This window comes from Nocardia sp. NPDC059691 (assembly GCF_042733915.1).
Classification (GTDB): domain Bacteria; phylum Actinomycetota; class Actinomycetes; order Mycobacteriales; family Mycobacteriaceae; genus Nocardia; species Nocardia sichangensis.
This window is the reverse complement of record NZ_JBHWFB010000004.1, coordinates 206,949-224,095: the sequence shown is the minus strand read 5'-3', so window position 1 is coordinate 224,095 and position 17,147 is coordinate 206,949. Positions and strand designations below refer to the sequence as shown.

Annotated in this window: 16 protein-coding genes and 1 pseudogene; 7 read left to right on the top strand and 10 right to left on the bottom strand. The window is 69.4% G+C overall.

Annotated elements, in window-relative coordinates:
• Positions 1-15 precede the first annotated feature (15 nt).
• The 5 genes from ACFV2O_RS11330 to ACFV2O_RS11310 all read right to left on the bottom strand — a co-directional run bounded on the left by ACFV2O_RS11330 (position 16) and on the right by ACFV2O_RS11310 (position 3,759).
• Complete coding sequence (locus ACFV2O_RS11330) at positions 16-546, bottom strand: PadR family transcriptional regulator (RefSeq protein WP_379251728.1); 531 nt, start codon at positions 544-546, stop codon at positions 16-18.
• Positions 547-603: 57 nt separating this feature from the next.
• Positions 604-999 (bottom strand): hypothetical protein, encoded by a 396-nt coding sequence (locus tag ACFV2O_RS11325; protein WP_379251727.1) that lies wholly within the window; start codon positions 997-999, stop codon positions 604-606.
• Positions 1,000-1,034: 35 nt separating this feature from the next.
• Complete coding sequence (gene cobJ, locus ACFV2O_RS11320) at positions 1,035-2,588, bottom strand: precorrin-3B C(17)-methyltransferase (RefSeq protein WP_379251726.1); 1,554 nt, start codon at positions 2,586-2,588, stop codon at positions 1,035-1,037.
• Entirely contained in the window at positions 2,585-3,220 is a 636-nt protein-coding gene (locus ACFV2O_RS11315) for a precorrin-8X methylmutase (RefSeq protein WP_355077592.1), read from the bottom strand. Before ACFV2O_RS11315 ends, cobJ begins: the two co-directional genes overlap by 4 nt.
• 101 nt (positions 3,221-3,321) lie before the next feature.
• Positions 3,322-3,759, bottom strand: a complete 438-nt coding sequence (locus ACFV2O_RS11310; RefSeq protein WP_043726335.1) for an Lrp/AsnC family transcriptional regulator — start codon at positions 3,757-3,759, stop codon at positions 3,322-3,324.
• Positions 3,760-3,857: 98 nt separating this feature from the next.
• Here ACFV2O_RS11310 and ddaH point away from each other — a divergent pair, with 98 nt between their 5' ends.
• Positions 3,858-4,742 carry a dimethylargininase gene (gene ddaH / locus ACFV2O_RS11305; RefSeq protein WP_379251725.1) on the top strand — a complete coding sequence of 295 codons (885 nt, stop codon included), beginning with the start codon at positions 3,858-3,860 and terminating at the stop codon, positions 4,740-4,742.
• Positions 4,743-4,754: 12 nt separating this feature from the next.
• Here the strand turns inward: ddaH and cobG are convergent, their stop codons facing one another.
• Together cobG and ACFV2O_RS11295 are read right to left on the bottom strand one after the other, a co-directional pair.
• Positions 4,755-5,960, bottom strand: coding sequence for a precorrin-3B synthase (gene cobG / locus ACFV2O_RS11300; protein WP_379251724.1), 1,206 nt, complete (start codon positions 5,958-5,960; stop codon positions 4,755-4,757).
• A gap of 44 nt (positions 5,961-6,004) precedes the next feature.
• The gene (locus ACFV2O_RS11295; RefSeq protein WP_379251723.1) at positions 6,005-6,889 is read right to left on the bottom strand and encodes an alpha/beta hydrolase; all 885 of its coding nucleotides are present in this window, start codon (positions 6,887-6,889) and stop codon (positions 6,005-6,007) included.
• A 495-nt stretch (positions 6,890-7,384) separates the two neighbouring features.
• Here ACFV2O_RS11295 and ACFV2O_RS11290 point away from each other — a divergent pair, with 495 nt between their 5' ends.
• From ACFV2O_RS11290 to ACFV2O_RS11280, 3 genes are all read left to right on the top strand, one after another.
• The gene (locus tag ACFV2O_RS11290; RefSeq protein ID WP_379251722.1) at positions 7,385-8,458 is read left to right on the top strand and encodes a hypothetical protein; all 1,074 of its coding nucleotides are present in this window, start codon (positions 7,385-7,387) and stop codon (positions 8,456-8,458) included.
• A 159-nt stretch (positions 8,459-8,617) separates the two neighbouring features.
• Entirely contained in the window at positions 8,618-9,400 is a 783-nt protein-coding gene (locus tag ACFV2O_RS11285) for an SAM-dependent methyltransferase (RefSeq protein WP_379251721.1), read from the top strand.
• Positions 9,401-9,427: 27 nt separating this feature from the next.
• Complete coding sequence (locus ACFV2O_RS11280; protein ID WP_355077603.1) at positions 9,428-9,868, top strand: nuclear transport factor 2 family protein; 441 nt, start codon at positions 9,428-9,430, stop codon at positions 9,866-9,868.
• 270 nt (positions 9,869-10,138) lie between these two features.
• Here the strand turns inward: ACFV2O_RS11280 and ACFV2O_RS11275 are convergent.
• A pseudogene (locus ACFV2O_RS11275) lies at positions 10,139-10,356 on the bottom strand (MFS transporter); the annotation flags it as partial.
• Here ACFV2O_RS11275 and ACFV2O_RS11270 point away from each other — a divergent pair.
• The 3 genes from ACFV2O_RS11270 (at position 10,303) to ACFV2O_RS11260 (ending at position 15,092) form a co-directional block, all read left to right on the top strand.
• The gene (locus ACFV2O_RS11270; RefSeq protein WP_379251925.1) at positions 10,303-10,656 is read left to right on the top strand and encodes a hypothetical protein; all 354 of its coding nucleotides are present in this window, start codon (positions 10,303-10,305) and stop codon (positions 10,654-10,656) included. The pseudogene ACFV2O_RS11275 and the gene ACFV2O_RS11270 overlap by 54 nt on opposite strands.
• A gap of 175 nt (positions 10,657-10,831) precedes the next feature.
• A complete protein-coding gene (gene cobN / locus ACFV2O_RS11265) occupies positions 10,832-14,407 on the top strand; it encodes a cobaltochelatase subunit CobN (protein ID WP_379251720.1) in 3,576 nt (1,191 codons plus the stop codon).
• A 166-nt stretch (positions 14,408-14,573) separates the two neighbouring features.
• Positions 14,574-15,092: a hypothetical protein gene (locus ACFV2O_RS11260; protein WP_379251719.1), complete on the top strand. Its 519-nt coding sequence runs from the start codon at positions 14,574-14,576 to the stop codon at positions 15,090-15,092.
• A gap of 214 nt (positions 15,093-15,306) precedes the next feature.
• Here ACFV2O_RS11260 and ACFV2O_RS11255 read toward each other — a convergent pair whose 3' ends face one another.
• Positions 15,307-16,659 carry a cytochrome P450 gene (locus ACFV2O_RS11255; RefSeq protein ID WP_379251718.1) on the bottom strand — a complete coding sequence of 451 codons (1,353 nt, stop codon included), beginning with the start codon at positions 16,657-16,659 and terminating at the stop codon, positions 15,307-15,309.
• A 117-nt stretch (positions 16,660-16,776) separates the two neighbouring features.
• Positions 16,777-17,145 (bottom strand): STAS domain-containing protein, encoded by a 369-nt coding sequence (locus tag ACFV2O_RS11250; protein WP_355077611.1) that lies wholly within the window; start codon positions 17,143-17,145, stop codon positions 16,777-16,779.
• Positions 17,146-17,147: the final 2 nt, after the last annotated feature.

The following is a 17,147-nucleotide window of genomic DNA, read 5'->3' as shown; positions in this document are numbered from 1 at the left end:
GACGAGCCGGAGAGATCAGCCGCCGAGAATTTCCGGCAGATGATCGAACCAGTCCAGCACCGTGCGCTCGTAGCGAATCCCGAAATCCAAGGTGGCGCGGGCGAATGCGGTCTTACCCTCCGGGTCTTCGGCGAGATACCGGGTGAGCCGGGCCTGATGGATCTCCCGGTTGGCGGCGATGATGCCGTCGAGCCGATCGCGATCGAGATGCTCGCCGAAGGAGAGCGTGAGCAGCAACGGCACCCGGATGGTTTCCCCGCCGGGATCGCGGACGACCCATTCCAGGAACGCTTCCCGGCCCGCGTCGGTGATGTGGTAGGGGGTGCGCTCCCTGGCGCCGGTCTCGCCCTTCTCGACGAGTCCCGCCGCGTCCATGGCGGCGAGTTCCCGGTAGACCTGGCTCTGGGTGATGGTCCAGAAGTCGCCGATGCGCTCCTGGGCCTCGGTCACCAGATCCCATCCCGACATCGCGCCTTCGTGCAGAAATCCGAGCAACGACGCCGCCGTCGAGTTCAGTGGTTTGCGCTTGGTCGCGGTGTTGGTCAACGACTGCTCCCTTCGCTCTCAACATTCCATAATGGAATGTTACCGGAACGTGGTGGGTCAGGCGTCGCCGGTCAGCTTGTCGAGCCGGGCGAGCACCTGCGCCATTCCCTGCTCCAGCCGTGCCTGTCCTTGTTCGAGCTGCGCCTGGCCGCGAGCGAGCGCGGCTTGGCCCTGTTCCAGACGGACCTGTCCTTGTTCGAGCACGGTCACCCTGCGGTTGAGTTCGCCCACATTCTCGCGCAGGTCTCCGACGTCCTGGCGCAGCTCGCCGACGGCTTCGCCGAGGGTTTCCGCGCGCAGTTCGATCCGGCCGATGCCGTCGAGCGTCTTCCTGGTCAGCACCGCGAGTTCGTTGAGGACCTCGCCCTGTTCGTCGAGTGCCTGTTCGCTCGCGGTGGCCCTGGCCTCCAAGGCTCGGGCGCGCAGCGTCAGCTCCGACAGTGTCGCGGCCAAGGTCCCTCCGATCTGCTTCGGTGCGTCAGGCGATACTACGCGTCGCCGGCGGCCGCGTCGCGCGTGCGGCCGTAGCGGCGGGAGGTGAAGACCCGGGTGCCCGTACCGGTTTCCAGCGCCGTGGTGGTGGACGCGCCGACGATCAGCAGCGTCCGCATGTCCACCTCCGCGGGGTCGAGGTCGCCGAGCGGCACCACCCGGACCGACTCGGTGGGCCCGCCGACGTCGCGCCCGATGACGACGGGCGTGTCGGGCTTGCGATGCTCCAGCAGCAGATCCCGCATCGCGCCCACCTGCCAGGTGCGTTGCGAGGATGCCGGATTGTAGATCGCGATCGCCATGTCGGCCGCAGCGACCGCCGAAAGGCGCTGCGCCACAACCTCCCACGGCTTGAGACGATCGGAGAGCGAGATCATCGCGTAGTCGTGCCCGAGCGGCGCGCCCACCCGGCTGGCCACCGCGTTGGCCGCGGTGAGCCCGGGCAGCACCCGCACCGGCACCGCGCGCCACTGCGGGTCGGCGGATTCCTCCAGCACCGCCGCCGCCATCGCGAAGACGCCGGGATCCCCCGAGGAGACGACCGCGACCCGCGCGCCCCGCTTGGCCAGATCCAAGGCCATGGCCGCGCGCTCGGACTCGACCCGGTTGTCGCTGGGATGACGACGCTGGCCCGGGCGTTCGGGCACTCGGTTCAAATAGGTGGTGTAGCCGACCAGGTCGGTCGCCTCCGCCAATGCCGCGCGCACCTCGTCGGTGGTCCACTCGGGCGCGCCAGGACCCAGGCCCACCACCACGACCTCACCGGGTCCCTCCGCATCGCGGTGACGCTGAACGGCCTCCTCTTCGAGGCGGGGCAGCGGCGTGGTCGGCTCGGGACCCGGCACGAGGGTGATGGCGAAGTAGGGCACCTCGGCGTCGTCCACCGCGCCCGCGTGCAGCACGCGCTGTTCGGTGGTGCTCGCGCGCTCGACGTAGTACGCGCCCGCGAGTCGGCCGGAATCCGTAAGGGCCTGGCGCACACCGGGATACGTGCGTCCCAGTTTCATGATCGCGGCGGCGTCGGTGCTGCGCAGCCGCCGGGTGAGCTCGTCGACCGGCATGGTGCCCGGCAGGACGGTGAGCACCTGCTCGCCTTCGACCAGCGGTGTGCCCAGCGCCGCCGACGCCGCGCTCACGGACGTGATGCCGGGGATGATCTCGGCTTCGAACCGGTCGGCCAGCCGCCGGTGCATGTGCATATAGGAGCTGTAGAACAGCGGGTCGCCCGCGGCGAGCAGCGCGACCGAGCGGCCCGCGGCGAGGTGCTCGGCCAGCCGCTCGGCGGCCTGTTCGTAGAACTCGTCGATCGCACCCTGATAACCGCCGGGATGGTCGGTCGTCTCGGTGGTCACCGGGTAGACGAGATGCTCTTCCAGTTGGCCGGGGCGCATGTACGGCGCCGCGATACGGCGGGAGATGCTGCGGCCGTGGCGCGCGCTGTGGAACGCGATCACGTCGGCCGCGCCGATCACGTTGGCCGCCTTGACCGTCACCAGTTCCGGATCGCCCGGACCGAGTCCGACGCCCCACAGCTTGCCCGGAGTGCTCATTCCTGTTCGCTCGCGATCGCGTTCAGCGCGGACGCGGTGATGGCGCTGCCGCCGCGCCTGCCACGCACGGTGAGGTATTCGACGCCGCCGAACTCGATCAGCGCGTCCTTCGATTCGGCCGCGCCGACGAAGCCGACCGGAATGCCGAGCACGGCGGCGGGCCGGGGCGCTCCCGCGTCGAGCAGGTCGAGCAGATGGAACAGCGCCGTGGGCGCGTTGCCGATCGCGACGACGGCGCCGTCGAGACGGTCGCGCCACAGTTCGAGCGCGGCGGCGGAGCGGGTCGTGCCCCTGGCGGCGGCCAACTCCGGCACGCGCGGGTCGGCGAGGGTGCACAGCACCTCGTTGTCGGCGGGCAGTCGTTTCCTGGTCACGCCGGAGGCAACCATGGTGGCATCGCAGAGAATCGGCGCGCCCGCGCGCAGCGCCGCCCGCGCCGAGGCGACGACGCCGGGGGAGAAGGCGATGTCCGCGGCGAGATCCACCTGACCGCAGCCATGGATCATCCGCACCGCCACCTGCGCCACGTCCGGCGGGAATCCGCTCAGATCGGCCTCGGCGCGGATCGTCGCGAACGAGCGACGGTAGATCTCGGCCCCGTCGGTCAGATAGCTGGCACGTACGTCGGACATGCGGTCCACCATATGGGTGCGGGTCCGGACAGATCGGTCCGGGTCGGGCGCTTCGCATCCCGGGCCCGGCGGCCGGACACCGAGGGGGCGGGGCCGCCGGATCAGGTCCGCGGACGCTCGAGAATCCGGGACATGACGATGGCGCTGCGGGTACGCCCGACGCGCGCGTTCTCCCTGATCCGTTCCACGGTCACCTCGATCTCGGCCATGTCGGTGGCCATCACGTGCACCAGCGCGTCGGCCTCGCCCGCGATCGTCCACACGCCGACCACCTGCGGGATCGGTTCGAGACTGCGTTTGAGTTCGGCCGGGGAGATGTTGTCGCGGTAGTACACCTCGACGTACGCCTCCGTCTTCCAGCCCAGCGCGGCGGGATTGACCAGCGCGGTGAACCCGGTGATCTGCTTGCCCGCCACCAGCCGGTCGACTCGCCGTTTCACCGCGGGCGCGGACAATCCGACCACGCCGCCGATCTCCTGGAACGAAGCCCGCGCATTCTTCAGCAATTGCTCGAGAATCCGCCGGTCGAGGTCGTCCACGTCACACCTTCTCTCGCCTTGCACAACAATTCGCTGGTTTTTGCCTTCCATACGCAATGAATCGTCATTTCTAGCGCAATGCTAGGCGACTTACCGTCATGACAGCTGAAAGTCCACGCTCACTGCCGGGAGTTCCGTTGACGTCTGTAGCCACCCTCCCCCTCGAGTCCACCGTCCGCCGTTCGTCCCCGCGCCGGTTCGTGATGTGCCGTCCCGACCACTTCGACGTCACCTACTCCATCAATCCCTGGATGAATCCCGCCGAGCCCGTCGACCGCTCGCTGGCCATCACGCAGTGGGAGAGATTGCGCGCCACTTACGCCGAACACGGGCACACCGTGGAGGTGGTGCCCGGTGTCGCGGGCCTGCCCGACATGGTGTTCGCCGCCAACGGCGGGTTGATCGTCGGCGACCGCGCCATGTCGGCTCGCTTCACGCACCCCGAGCGTGCCGCGGAAGGCCCGGCCTACCACGCCTGGTTCGCCCAGTCCGGCGTGGCGAACCTGGTGGCCGCCACGGAATGCAACGAAGGCGAAGGCGACTTCCTCTTAGTCGGCGACCGGCTCCTGGCCGGAACGGGATTCCGCAGCTCACCTGCCGCGCACGAGGAGGTGTCGCGCCACTTCGGTCTGCCCGTGGTGTCGCTGGAACTGGTCGATCCGCGCTTCTACCACTTGGACACGGTGCTGCTTCCGCTGGACGCCGCGACCATCGCCTACTACCCGCCCGCCTTCAGCCCTGCGGCGCGCGCGGTGCTGGCGGAGCTCTACCCCGACGCGATCGTGGCCACCGACGCGGACGCGGCGGTGCTCGGGCTGAACGGGGTCTGCGACGGCGCGAACGTCTTCCTCAGCAGCGCGGCCACCGACCTGAATGAAGCCCTGCGTGCCCGTGGCTACCATCCGGTGGGGATCGAGATGTCCGAGCTGCTCAAAGCCGGTGGCTCCGTCAAATGCTGCACCCTCGAGATCCATGGCGGGTGACCTGCCGGAAACTCAGGGAACGCGGGGCGGCCGGTCGACGCGATAACCCTCGCTCGTGGCGACGATGTCGGTGACCTCCCCCCGGGGACGGCCGCAGCGACGATCGCAGCCGGACCAGTGCTGGCGGTCGGCCACCGCGACCTCCGCGGCGGACATCGTCCGCGGGAGGTCGAGCGGATCGGCGGGTCCCGGCAGCACCCGGCCTGCGCCGACGGCGTCCGCCGCGTCGGCTCGGACGTCGGTGTGCGACTTCGCGCAGCCCGGCTGCCCGGCGCAGGCGCTGACCAGCAGCCAGGGCGAGTCGGCGTCGAAGATCAAGCCCATCGGCGCGAGCACGCGCACCACCTGCTCGGCGGTCCACTCCGCCAGGTCGGTGACCACCAGGCTGCGCCACGGCGTAAGGAAGACCGGTCGTTCGACCGCGGCGAGGAATGCGGCGGTGCGGGCGGGCAGGGAGCCGAGGCGCACACCCATGCCGAGGGCGACCGATCCGTCGTCCTGCTCCAGCCAGCCGATCGGATTACTCGGTGCGGCGGGGAATTCGAGTTTCGCGGCGCTCGGTGCCGAGCCGAGGCGATCGATGACGCGTTCGGCGCCGTGTGCGATCTCGTGCAGCCGCCACCGGCCGGGGTCCGCGCCGCGCAGATCCAGGAATGCGTGCGCGGCGGCGAGTATGACGTCCACAGCGTCGGCTGCGGACAGCCGCAGGCCGCTGTCGCCGCCCGCCAGCAGCAGCGCGAACTCGTCTGCCCCGACCGCGTGCACGCCGATGTCGGGGCCGAGGCCGCTGACATCCCCGCGTCCGTCGTCGAGGGTGAACAGCACCCGGCCGGGCAGGTCGGCCAGCCGCGGCGCCGCGAGCAGGCCGGTGTCCAGCGTGCGAACCAGCGGGCGCACGTCCGCCAGGCCGCCGATCCGGCCGGACAGCGGCGAGGCGATGATGTTGCGCACCCGTTCGTGCGTGGCGCTCGGCAGGAGACCCGCGGCCACGAGCCGGTCGGTCAACGCTGCGGCATCGCTCACCCGGCGCAATTGGACGTTGCCGCGCGAGGTGAGCTCGATGTTGCCGTCCGCCAGGTCGTGCGCGGCCTCCGCCAGTGCCTGTAGCTGTGCGGGCTCCAGACGACCGCCGGGCACGCGGATGCGGGCCAACGGCCCGTCGGCCGCCTCGTGCAGCCGCAGTACGCCCGGGCAGGAATCAGGAGCACGTCGTGTCATAGCGACTCCAGCCTACGGACGCGACTGCCGGGCGGAACGGCCGGTCACTGCCCGATCGAACGCACCCAGTCGACGACGGCGGCCCGGTATTCGGCGGTGTTGCGCGCCAGATTGACCGAATGCCCGCTGCCGGGCAGCACGAAGGTGCGCAGTCGCGCCGCCGGGCCGAAGAACGGCGCTTCGGTGGCGCGCAATGTCTCGGCATCCGCGCAGACGGCGTACGCGGGGCCGCACGAGAGCCGGTCCCGACTGCCGTTGACGACGAGAACCGGGACATTGATGAAGTTGCTCATCGGGGGAAGGGTGGAGGTCAGGCCGTCGGGATACTCGGTCGGCGAGAAGACCTCCTTGGTGGCTTCGTCCACCGCGAGAACTTCGGGGTCGGCCGTCTCGGGAGCGAAGAAGTCGGCCGCGCGGGTACCGGGCCGCGTCGCCAGATAGCCCGCGTCGTAACCGCGCCCGGCGAATTGCGGATCCTCGGCGGCCTGGTGGTAGGTGGAGATGACGCCGAGCACCTCGGACACGTTGAGCGCGTGGGAGTAACCGGTGAGCAGGACGCCGTCGACGTCCTGGTAGGTGGTCGCCTCCAGGACATCGATGCCCGAGCTGAGGGAATGACCTCCGGTGATGACCTTGCCGAACGGGGGCGCGCCCGCCAGTCCGGCGCGCAGGGACCGGACGATGTCGTGCAGGGCGCGGGCGGAGACCGTCGCCGTCACCTGCGTGCTCGGTGGGCGGGTGCTCGCACCGTTGCCGAGCCGGTCGACCACCAGCGTCGCGATGCCCGCGGCGTTCATCGCCCGCCGGAAGCTGTAGGTCTCCGGAGCGTAGGGGAAATCCCAGTACGTGGCGTTGTAGTTGGAACCCGCGATCAGGACCATGACGGTGTCGGTGGCGCGCGCCGTGGGGGTGCACAAGGATCCGGCCATCTCTCCGAGCGGAACGGGGATGGAGACCGCTGTGCAACGACCCGGCGCGGTGTCCTCGGCGTGGGCAGTGCTCGGTGTCAGGCAGAGAAGTATGGCCGCCGCGGACACGGCGATCGACCGTAGCGAGGTTCGCACGCGACGCAGGCTATGCGTGAACTTCGCCGCGCGCAATACCCGCGGACGCCGGATCAGATCACGCGTGGCGTCCGTAAAACATTTTCCAGCAGGCGTTTTCGGTGTGGGGCCCACTTGCTGCCTCGGACGCCAACGGGCTCCGGATATTCGTGAACGCCGTCGATCGAGAGTGCTGCCCATGGCCGTATGCCGCCAGTCCCGGCGGATCGTGCCGCTGGTTGCCCGGCGAACGGCGATACCGCGCACAATGTTCCGTGGCTATCGCATAGTTGATGCCGCACGCGTGTACTCGGCCGCGCCCGATATCGCTTCGGGACAGCGGATGTCCGGGACGACGCGATGGACAAGGAGCGCGGAAACGTGGGTGCGACGGGACAAGGGGCGGGTACGCGGACGGTGCACTTCGTCGGAAGTTTTCCGGCCGAAAGCACGGACGTCGCGATGCGGGCCATGCTGGACAGTGCGGGGACGCGACTGCGTACCCTGCCGACGGGGGAGACCCGGCGCTACGAGTTCTACATCCAGCCGATCATCGAAGACCTGGTCGACCAAGGGGTCCTGGCGGTGAAGAAGCAGGGGACGTGGGGCTCGAGCAGGCAGCGGACGATCCACCGCGTCGCGCGGGGCGTCGAGTTGCCCAGTGAAGCCATGGATCTCGGCTATCTCGGCGAGGCAGAGGAGGCGCTGCCGATCTTTCGCGCACTGCGCGCCGAGCGCGACCTGCCCGGTCTCGCACTCCAGATCGGCATGCCGACCGATTTCACGCTGACGTTCATCGCGATGGGAGCCGCCGGCGTGCGGCGGCATCGACGCGCCTTCCTCGACGCCACCGTGCGGGACATCACGGCCATTCGCGAGCTCGCCGGTGACGACGTCGTCGTGCAGCTGGAAGCCACCGCGGAACTGGTGCTCATGGCGAAGTCACAGCCGTTGCACCGGCTGACCGATCGGGTGCTTGGGCTGGGGGAGGGGATCGCGGCCCTGGCCGCGGCCGCCCCCGAAGGTACCCGTTTCGGGGTACATCTGTGCCTCGGCAGTTTGCGCAACAAGGCACGAGGCCGGTTGCGCGATGCCCGGCCGCTGGTCGATCTGGCCAATTCCGTCGTCGGTCATTGGCCGCGGGGGCGCGTCCTGGAATACGTGCACGGTCCGCTCGCGGCGGGCGACGTACCTCCATCGGAGAAAGCCGAATTCTATGCGCCTTTGGCGAAATTGGCTCTCGATGCCGGTACGAATTTCTACGCGGGGTTCGTGCACGACGTTCCTACCGCGGCACAGCAGACGGAGACATTGCGGATCATCGAGAACGCGCTGGGCCGTCCGATCGACGGCCTCGCTTGCGCGTGTGGTCTGGGTCGCCGTCCCCGCCCGGTGGCGGACGAGCTGATGGCGCGAACGGAGTTGCTAGCGGCGGGCGGGGCGAGCGGCGAGTGAGTCCGTGCGCGCGTGCGTGCTCGACATTGCGTGAAACAACCTTCCCCGCAATGTCATTCGATACGCGCGTATCTTTCCAGGGCCGAGAACCGAGGCGACGGCCCGCGACTGTTTTGTTAGGATCATGACTCGGGGCGATCGGGAGGTACGGTGTCCGGCATGGAGCGAGCACCGCGGGGCGTCGATCCGAACCTGCCGAATTCCGCGCGGGTATACGACTATCTCCTGGGCGGCAAAGACAATTACGAGGTGGACCGGGCGGTCGCGCACCGCATGCTGTCCATCGCCCCGGATACCCGAACCTTGGCCTGGTTCAGTCGCCAGTTCCTGGTGCGTGCGGTCCAGTCGGCCGCCGAGGCGGGGATCCGGCAGTTCATCGACCTGGGCGCGGGTATCCCGACGTCACCGAACGTGCACGAGGTCGCCCACAAGACCGACCCGTCGGCGCGGGTGGTGTACGTCGATTTCGACCCGGTCGTCTACGCGCACTGCAATGCCCTGCTGGCGCACGCGGACGGGGTGACGGCGATGCTGGGTGACGTTCGCCGTCCGGACGACATCATCGACCGGCTGCGCAACGGTGGTTCGATCGACTTCGACGAGCCGGTCGCGATCACGCTCGTCGGGGTCCTGCATTTCGTGATGGACGACGAAGGCCCGGCCGAGATCGTCGCTCGGCTGCGGGAAATCATGGCTCCGGGAAGCTATCTTGCGTTCACGCACGGCTCCGACGACAGCAATTCGGACTTCATCGACCAGTCGTCGTCGGATACCGCCAAATCCTCGGCCCAGGTGGTCTATCGGTCTGCGGCCGTGGTCGAGTCGTTCTTCGAAGGGTTCGAGATACTCGAGCCCGGTGTGGTTCCCCTGCAACAGTGGCTCGGCGACGACCTGCCGGAAACCGGGCTGGTGCTGCTCGGCGGGGTGGTCCGCAAGGCATAGGGCGGGCCCGCCGACTAAGGTCGGCGTATGTCCGAAATTTCCACTCTCGCCGACCGGCTCGCCATCGTCGATGTGATCACCAAGATGTTCGTGTACACCGACCAGAAGCGCTGGGAAGACTTGTCGGCGGAGGTGTTCACGCCGACCGTCGATTTCGACGGCGGTTTCGGCGGGCCGGTCGGGGAGCGTGCCACCGCCGACATCATCGCGGATTGGCGCACCGGGCTCGCCGACCTCGACGGGGTGCACCACCAGTCGGGCAACCATCTCATCGATCTGGACGGCGACGCGGCGCGCGTGCACGCGGACGCCATCGCGGTGCACGTCAAGAATGCCGCGACCGAGGGCAAGACCCGTACCTTCGTCGGCAGCTACTCCCTCGGCGTCGAGCGCACATCGCAGGGGTGGCGGGTCAACCGGTTCCACTACCACCTCAAGGTGATCGACGGGAACGCCGACCTGGTCTAGGTCCGGCGCGAATCCTGCACGGCCGTCGTGTGGTCGGTCGTGCAGGTGTCACCGGCGCGCGGTCGTCACGGTGTCGTCGTCGGTTGCGTCTCCGGTCGAGTCGGCGCCTTTCGTCGTCGCGCGTGAGCGCCCCGGCGCCCACACCCCGATCAGGGCCGCGGCGACGAAGGTGACAATGCCCAGCGCCAGCGCGGACTGCTGGGCGACGTGCACGGAGGCCGATTCGGCGAAGTCGGCCAGGGGCGCGGCTTGCGGACCGATCCGCTCGGTGACCTGCAGCACCGCGCCCGCACCGGCGACACCGCCCACAGCCCGACGGCATCGCCCCGGCGCGACTCGGGAAATCCGGCGGTGATCAGGGACAGCGTCGAGGGCATGACGAGAGCGGCGCCCACCCCGGCCGCCGTCCGGCCCGCGATCAACCAGCCGGGCGTGTGCAGCAGCGCCGGGGCCGCCGAGGCAGCCGCGAAGACGAACAGACCGGTGATCGAGGCGCCGCCCGCCGGTCCGCTGCGGCAACGGCTGATCGAATTGCTCAGCAGGCAGGCGGCGGGCTGCGCAGGCGGCTCATCGAGCAGTACCGCAAGCCGTTCGACCAGCTCCTCGGCGATCCGGACGTGCGCGCCCAACTCGGCGATCCGGACGTGACATTCGCGCTGACCCAGCTCGTCGGCCCGATCGTCTTCGCAAGGCTGGTCGGGCTCGAACCGATCGCCGCCGCCGACTGCGCACGACTCGTGGACGACTTCTTGGCAGCCAGGGCGAGCGACCGCGACCGTCGCGGCTGATCGAGCGGGGCGCGTGGACGAGGACGATCCGGACGGCAGGTAGCATCGGCGTGCTCGGCGGACGACGAGGAAACCGGTGAAAGTCCGGTGCGGTCGCGCCACTGTGGAAAGCCAGACCCTCCCCGGCGAGCAGCGAACCCCCGATGGGCGCGTCACCCGAGGAAGGCTGCCACCCGTGATTGTGCTGTTGTCCACATCCGACACCGATCTGCTCAGTGCCCGCGCCAGCGGAGCCGACTATCGGTGGGGAAATCCGGCTCGCCTGCTGGTCGACGACCTGCCGGCCCTGCTCGACGGCGCCGATCTGGTGATCGTGCGCATTCTCGGCGGCAAGCGGGCCTGGGAAGACGGGCTGGAGGCGCTGCGCGCCAGCGGGATCCCGCTCGTCGCCCTCGGCGGCGAGATCGCCCCGGACGCCGAATTGATGGAATGCTCCACCGTCCCGGGCGGCGTCGCGGCCGACGCGCACAACTACCTGGCCGCCGGTGGCCCGGAGAATCTGCGCCAGCTGCACAATTTCCTGTCCGACACCGTGCTGCTGACCGGCCACGGCTTCGAGCCGCCGATCCAGTTGCCCAGTTGGGGCGAATTGGACCGGGTCGCCGCTGAGCATCCCGATGGGCCGACCGTGGCGGTGATCTACTACCGCGCCCAGCATCTGGCGGGCAACACCGCCTACGTCGACGCCCTGTGCACCGCGATCGAACAGGCGGGCGCGCTGCCGCTGCCGCTGTACTGCGCGTCGCTGCGCACCGCCGAACCCGCGTTGCTCGAAACGTTGCGCCGCGCCGACGCGCTGGTGGTGACGGTCCTGGCCGCGGGCGGCACCAAGCCCGCCATCGCGTCCGCGGGTGGCGAGGACGAGATGTGGGATGTCGGCGCGCTCGCCGACCTGGATGTGCCCATCCTGCAAGGACTGTGCCTGACCACGGGCCGCGCCCAGTGGGAGGCCAACGACGACGGGCTGTCACCGCTGGACGTCGCCACCCAGGTGGCGGTGCCGGAATTCGACGGGCGGATCATCACGGTCCCGTTCTCGTTCAAGGAATTCGACGCCGACGGCCTGTCCACCTACGTCCCCGACGCCGAGCGCGCCGCCCGTGTCGCGGGCATCGCGACGCGCTACGCGCGGCTGCGTCACATCCCCGCCGAACGCAAGCGCATCGCCGTCATGCTGTCGGCATACCCGACCAAGCACGCCCGCATCGGCAATGCCGTCGGTCTGGACACCCCGGCCAGCGCGATTCGCCTGCTCACCAAAATGCGCTCCGCCGGTTACGATCTGGGCGAACCCGGCGAGATTCCCGGCTTGGACGAACAGGACGGGGATGCGCTCATCCACGCCCTGATCGCCGCCGGAGGCCAGGATCCCGACTGGCTGACCGCCGAACAGCTGGAGGGGAACCCGATCCGCATCGGCGCGGCGACCTACACCGCCTGGTTCGACACCCTGCCCGGCGACCTACGCGAGGCCGTCGTCGAAGCGTGGGGCCCGCCGCCGGGCGAACTCTACGTCGACCGCTCCGCCGACCCGGCCGGTGAGATCGTCATCGCCGCATTGCGTTTCGGCAACGTGGTGCTCATGGTGCAGCCGCCGCGCGGTTTCGGCGAGAACCCCGTCGCCATCTACCACGACCCTGATCTGCCACCCAGCCACCACTATCTGGCGGCCTACCGGTGGCTCAGCGCGCCCGAGGGTTTCGGCGCCGACGCGATGGTGCACCTGGGCAAGCACGGGAACCTGGAGTGGCTGCCCGGCAAGACGCTGGGTATGTCGGCCTCCTGCGGCACCGATGCCGCTCTCGGTGATCTGCCGCTGATCTATCCGTTCCTGGTGAACGATCCCGGCGAGGGCACCCAGGCCAAACGACGCGCGCACGCCACCCTGGTGGACCATCTGATCCCGCCGATGGCTCGCGCCGAAACCTACGGCGACATCTCGCGACTGGAGCAGCTGCTCGACGAGCACGCCAACATCTCGGCCCTGGACCCGGCCAAGCTGCCCGCGATCCGTCAGCAGATCTGGACGCTGATGCGCGCCGCGAAAATGGACCACGACCTCGGCCTCACCGAGCGTCCGGACGAAGAATCCTTCGACGACATGCTGCTGCACGTCGACGGCTGGCTGTGTGAGATCAAGGACGTGCAGATCCGCGACGGCCTGCACGTTCTCGGCTCGGCTCCGGCCGGGGAGAGCGAACTCGACCTGGTGCTGGCCATGCTCCGCGCGCGTCAGCTGTGGGGTGGCGAGCGCACCGTGCCCGGCCTGCGCGAAGCCCTAGGCCTCGACGAGTCGGGAGGCGAGGCGCGTGAGCGCGTGGATGCCGTGGAGGCGCGTGCCCGCGCGTTGGTCGCGGCGTTGCAGGCGGCGGACTGGTCGCCGGAGGCGGTCGACGGTATCGCCGACGACCCGCAGGTGCGCCTGGTGCTGCGGTTCGCGGCCACGGAGGTGGTGCCGCGCCTGCGGCAGACCGGCGTGGAGATCGACCGCGTCCTGCACGCGCTCGACGGTGGGTTCATCCCGGCAGGCCCGAGCGGGTCGCCGTTGCGCGGCCTGATCAACGTCCTGCCGACCGGGCGCAATTTCTACTCGGTCGATCCCAAGGCCGTGCCGTCCCGGCTGGCCTGGGAGACCGGGCAGGCCATGGCGGAATCCCTGCTGGAGCGCTACCACGCCGACCACGGTGAATTCCCGCGGTCGGTGGGTCTGTCGATCTGGGGTACCTCCGCGATGCGCACCTCCGGCGACGACATCGCCGAAGTGCTCGCACTGCTGGGCGTGCGGCCGGTCTGGGACGAGGCCAGCCGCCGCGTCCGCACGCTCGAGGTGGTCTCGCTCGCGGAACTCGGCCGCCCCCGAATCGATGTCACGGTGCGCATCAGCGGCTTCTTCCGCGACGCCTTCCCGCACGTGCTCGCCCTGCTGGACGACGCGATTCGCCTGGTCGCCGATCTGGACGAGCCGCACGAGGACAACTACGTCCGCGCGCACGCCCAGGCCGATCTCGCCGAGCACGGCGACCAGCGCCGCGCCACCACCCGCATCTTCGGTTCCAAGCCCGGCACCTACGGGGCGGGCCTGTTGCAGCTGATCGATGCGAAGAGCTGGCGCACCGACGACGACCTCGCCGAGGTCTACACCACCTGGGGCGGCTACGCCTATGGGCGCGATCTCGACGGCGCGCCCGCCGCGGAGGACATGCGCGGCGCGTATCGCCGGATCGCCGTGGCGGCCAAGAACACCGACACCCGCGAGCACGACATCGCCGACTCCGACGACTACTTCCAGTTCCACGGCGGCATGGTGGCCACGGTGCGTGCGCTGACCGGCAAGAACCCGGAGGCCTACATCGGCGACAGCACACGCCCGGACGCGGTGCGCACCCGGACGTTGTCGGAGGAGACGGCACGGGTGTTCCGGGCCCGGGTGGTGAATCCTCGTTGGCTCGAAGCCATGCGCAGGCACGGCTACAAGGGCGCGTTCGAAATGGCCGCGACCGTCGACTATTTGTTCGGCTACGACGCCACGACCAACGTGGTGGCCGACTGGATGTACGAAAAGCTGACGGAGAGCTACGTTTTCGACGAGGCGAACCGAAAGTTCATGGAGCAGTCCAATCCCTGGGCGCTGCACGGGATCACCGAGCGGTTGCTGGAGGCGGCCGAGCGGAAACTGTGGGAACGTCCCGAACAGGACACGCTCGATCGGCTGCGGCAGGTCTACCTGGAGACCGAAGGGGAGCTGGAGTAGGGTCCGCCATCCCATTTTCCGGATTCGTCACGAAATGCGCTGTCGTGCAGGGCATCTTGGGCATACCAACTGTCCGAAGCAGTGATGTGTAACGTCTATAATCGCTGATGTTCCATGGCTGTACCCAGGTAACGACAGATCGATTCTGCTGAGGATGGGAAAGCTCATGAAGTTCAGGAAATTGGTAGCGACCACGCTGCTGACCATTGCCACCACCGGCGTCACGGCGGCTACCGCCTACGGGCAGGCCGAAATCTACGATCCCGCGCTCGGCGACGACGCCGTGGCCTCCTCCGTCGTCGTCGCGCCGGACCGGTCGAGCGCGACGCTGACGCTCGCCTCCGGCACGTTCGCCGTCACACCGGACGTGATCACCGTGCTCGCGCCGGACGGCGAGGTGGTGGCGACGGTGCCGACCACTCTGCGATCCGCGATGGGGCAGCAGGTCGCGGTTGCTCCGGAAATCAACGCGGACGCAACGACTTTGACCCTGACTCCGGTCGGCGCCGCCATTCCGGAGCCGGGTGCGCCGCAGTTCGTCGGTGATGCCGGGAGTGCCCTGGGCGGCGTGCTGATCGGCTGCGCCATCGGCGCCGTGGTCGGCCTGATCTTCCTCATCATCGGCGTGTTCCCCGGCTGCGTGCTCGGCGGCCTCATCGGCGGTGTCGCGGGCGCGGTCCGGTAGTACTTCCGCGTGAACTGTGCGATCGGCCCGCTCCCGGTATCGGTCCGGTGGCGCGGCCGATCGCCATCTCGACGCCTAATGGCATGGGCGGACGTACGTAGTCCGTCTTCAGCCTGCGCATGGCCGGAGCGAAGGCGGAGGTACGCCTAATGGGTCCTGTCGGACGTAGTCCGTCTTCAGGCTGCGCATGGCCGGAGCGAAGGCGGAGGTACGCCTAACCCGCCTGGGTCATGCACGGCTCGACGGTGAAGTCGAGCCCGAAATTGTTCAAGGTCACCGGCAGTGGCGCGTCCGGATTCGGGCGCGGCGTGGACCGCAGCCGGAAGTCGGCCGAGGTCAGCAGGTGGGCGAGCAGCGTGCTGGTGACGAACAGCACCAGGTTGCGGCCGGGGCAGTCGGCGGGGCCCGCGCTGAACGGCACGAGTTGGGGGTACCGCTCCGCGCGGCCGTCCAGCCAGATCTCCGGGACGAACTGGTCGGCGAAGGGCAGCAGTTCGGCATCCCGGTGGAACGCGGGGACCGCGATCATCAGCGCGGCGCCCGCGGCGATGGTGAAGCGCTCGTCGCCGTCGCGCCACTCGGTGTCGGCGGTGATGTCGCGCAGCAGCATGGGTGTGGTCGGCCACAGCCGCACCGACTCGAGGACACAGGCGCGCAGATAACCGCGCAGGTCGACGCGTTCCGGATCGACGGCGTCGGCGAGTGCGCGGGCCTGGTGCTCGGGGTGAGTGCTCAGCACCGCCAGTGCCCGGCTCAGCGCGATGCCCGCCGCGTCGAAGGCGAACAACCAGTGCGGTATCTGCCCGACCGGATCGGTGGCGCCGCCCGCGGGCACCGCGGCCAACGCTCCGGCGAGACTGTCCGGCGAAGCGGACTCCACGTGGCGGTACAGCCGATTGGTGAACTGGTCGCGCTGCCTGCGATGCGCAGGCGCGAGGAACGACCAGTTGCCCGCCGAGCGCAGCCGGGAGAGTTCGTCGGTGAGCACGGTGTCGTCGCGTCCTCGCTCACCGAGCACGATCCGCCGCACCAGCCGCCACCAGCGCGTGGTGAACTGCCGCGCGTCCAGGTGGCCGCGGTGCAGGGCGGACAGGATCAACTCGCGCGCCTCCTCCGCGATCGCCTCGGCGAACGGACCGGCCAGGCGATGCAGCGGCTCGGCCGAGTCCAGCGCGGCCTCGTTCACGGCGCGGCGCTGGTCGCGTATCGGTCCCTCCGAGAGCAGGACGCCGTGCGGCTGGAACTGGCGCAACGCGGCGCGCTTCTCCCGATTCGCCGGACTGAACGGCGTCGGCGCGTCGGCCAGCACCCGTCCCACGTCATGCGGATCGAGAACGACCACGATCCGGCGACCCGGCACCACGAGCTCGACCGGGCCGGCGCCGAACTCGCGCCGCAACTGCCGCACGCGCTCGATCGCCCTGGAATCGGCTCCGGTGCGTTCCAGCAGGCCCAGCACCGGCCTGCGCCGGGCGATGACACCCGAGGCGACCGAGGCGAATCCGAGATCCGCCAACGCCGCCACCGCGGGCACTCCCACCAATCGGTGTTCGCGGGTTTCTGCCATACGGCCTCCTCCCGGTGCGCTCAGGTCGACACGGTGCCGACGACCGGTCACATACCCGGCGACACGGGGTCGAAACCGCGTCGCGGGCTGAGCGGCACCGATGCGGTGCCGGGAAGCTCAGTTCGGCGCCTGGGTCTCGTTCACCGCGAGCGCGTCCTCGACCGAGTCGAACACCGTGAGCAACCGGTCCAGCGCGGTGACCTCGATCGGCCTGCGCGCGGCGTCGCTGGGGACGACGCGCAAGCCACCGGAGCCGGTGGCTTCCGAGGCCGCCAGCAGGACGCTCAGCCCGGCGGAGCCGAGGAACCCGACGTTGGTCATGTCCACCACGACGGCGGCGGGTGCGTCGCGTAGCGCCTCGTCGAGAGCCGATTGCAAGCGCGGCGCGGACGCCATGTCTATCTCGCCGTGCACGGTGACGACGACCGTGTCCTCCGCCGACCGCACCTCGACCTCCAGCGCCCGGGGCGCGCTTTCGGAACTCACAA

Coding starts and splice junctions, on each gene's coding strand:
- cobJ (WP_379251726.1), bottom strand. CDS start 2,588: ATGAGCACTCCGGGCAAGCTGTGGGGCGTCGGACTCGGTCCGGGCGAT.
- ACFV2O_RS11315 (WP_355077592.1), bottom strand. CDS start 3,220: ATGTCCGACGTACGTGCCAGCTATCTGACCGACGGGGCCGAGATCTAC.
- ddaH (WP_379251725.1), top strand. CDS start 3,858: ATGACAGCTGAAAGTCCACGCTCACTGCCGGGAGTTCCGTTGACGTCT.
- cobG (WP_379251724.1), bottom strand. CDS start 5,960: ATGACACGACGTGCTCCTGATTCCTGCCCGGGCGTACTGCGGCTGCAC.
- ACFV2O_RS11295 (WP_379251723.1), bottom strand. CDS start 6,889: ATGGCCGGATCCTTGTGCACCCCCACGGCGCGCGCCACCGACACCGTC.
- ACFV2O_RS11285 (WP_379251721.1), top strand. CDS start 8,618: ATGGAGCGAGCACCGCGGGGCGTCGATCCGAACCTGCCGAATTCCGCG.
- ACFV2O_RS11280 (WP_355077603.1), top strand. CDS start 9,428: ATGTCCGAAATTTCCACTCTCGCCGACCGGCTCGCCATCGTCGATGTG.
- ACFV2O_RS11260 (WP_379251719.1), top strand. CDS start 14,574: ATGAAGTTCAGGAAATTGGTAGCGACCACGCTGCTGACCATTGCCACC.
- ACFV2O_RS11255 (WP_379251718.1), bottom strand. CDS start 16,659: ATGGCAGAAACCCGCGAACACCGATTGGTGGGAGTGCCCGCGGTGGCG.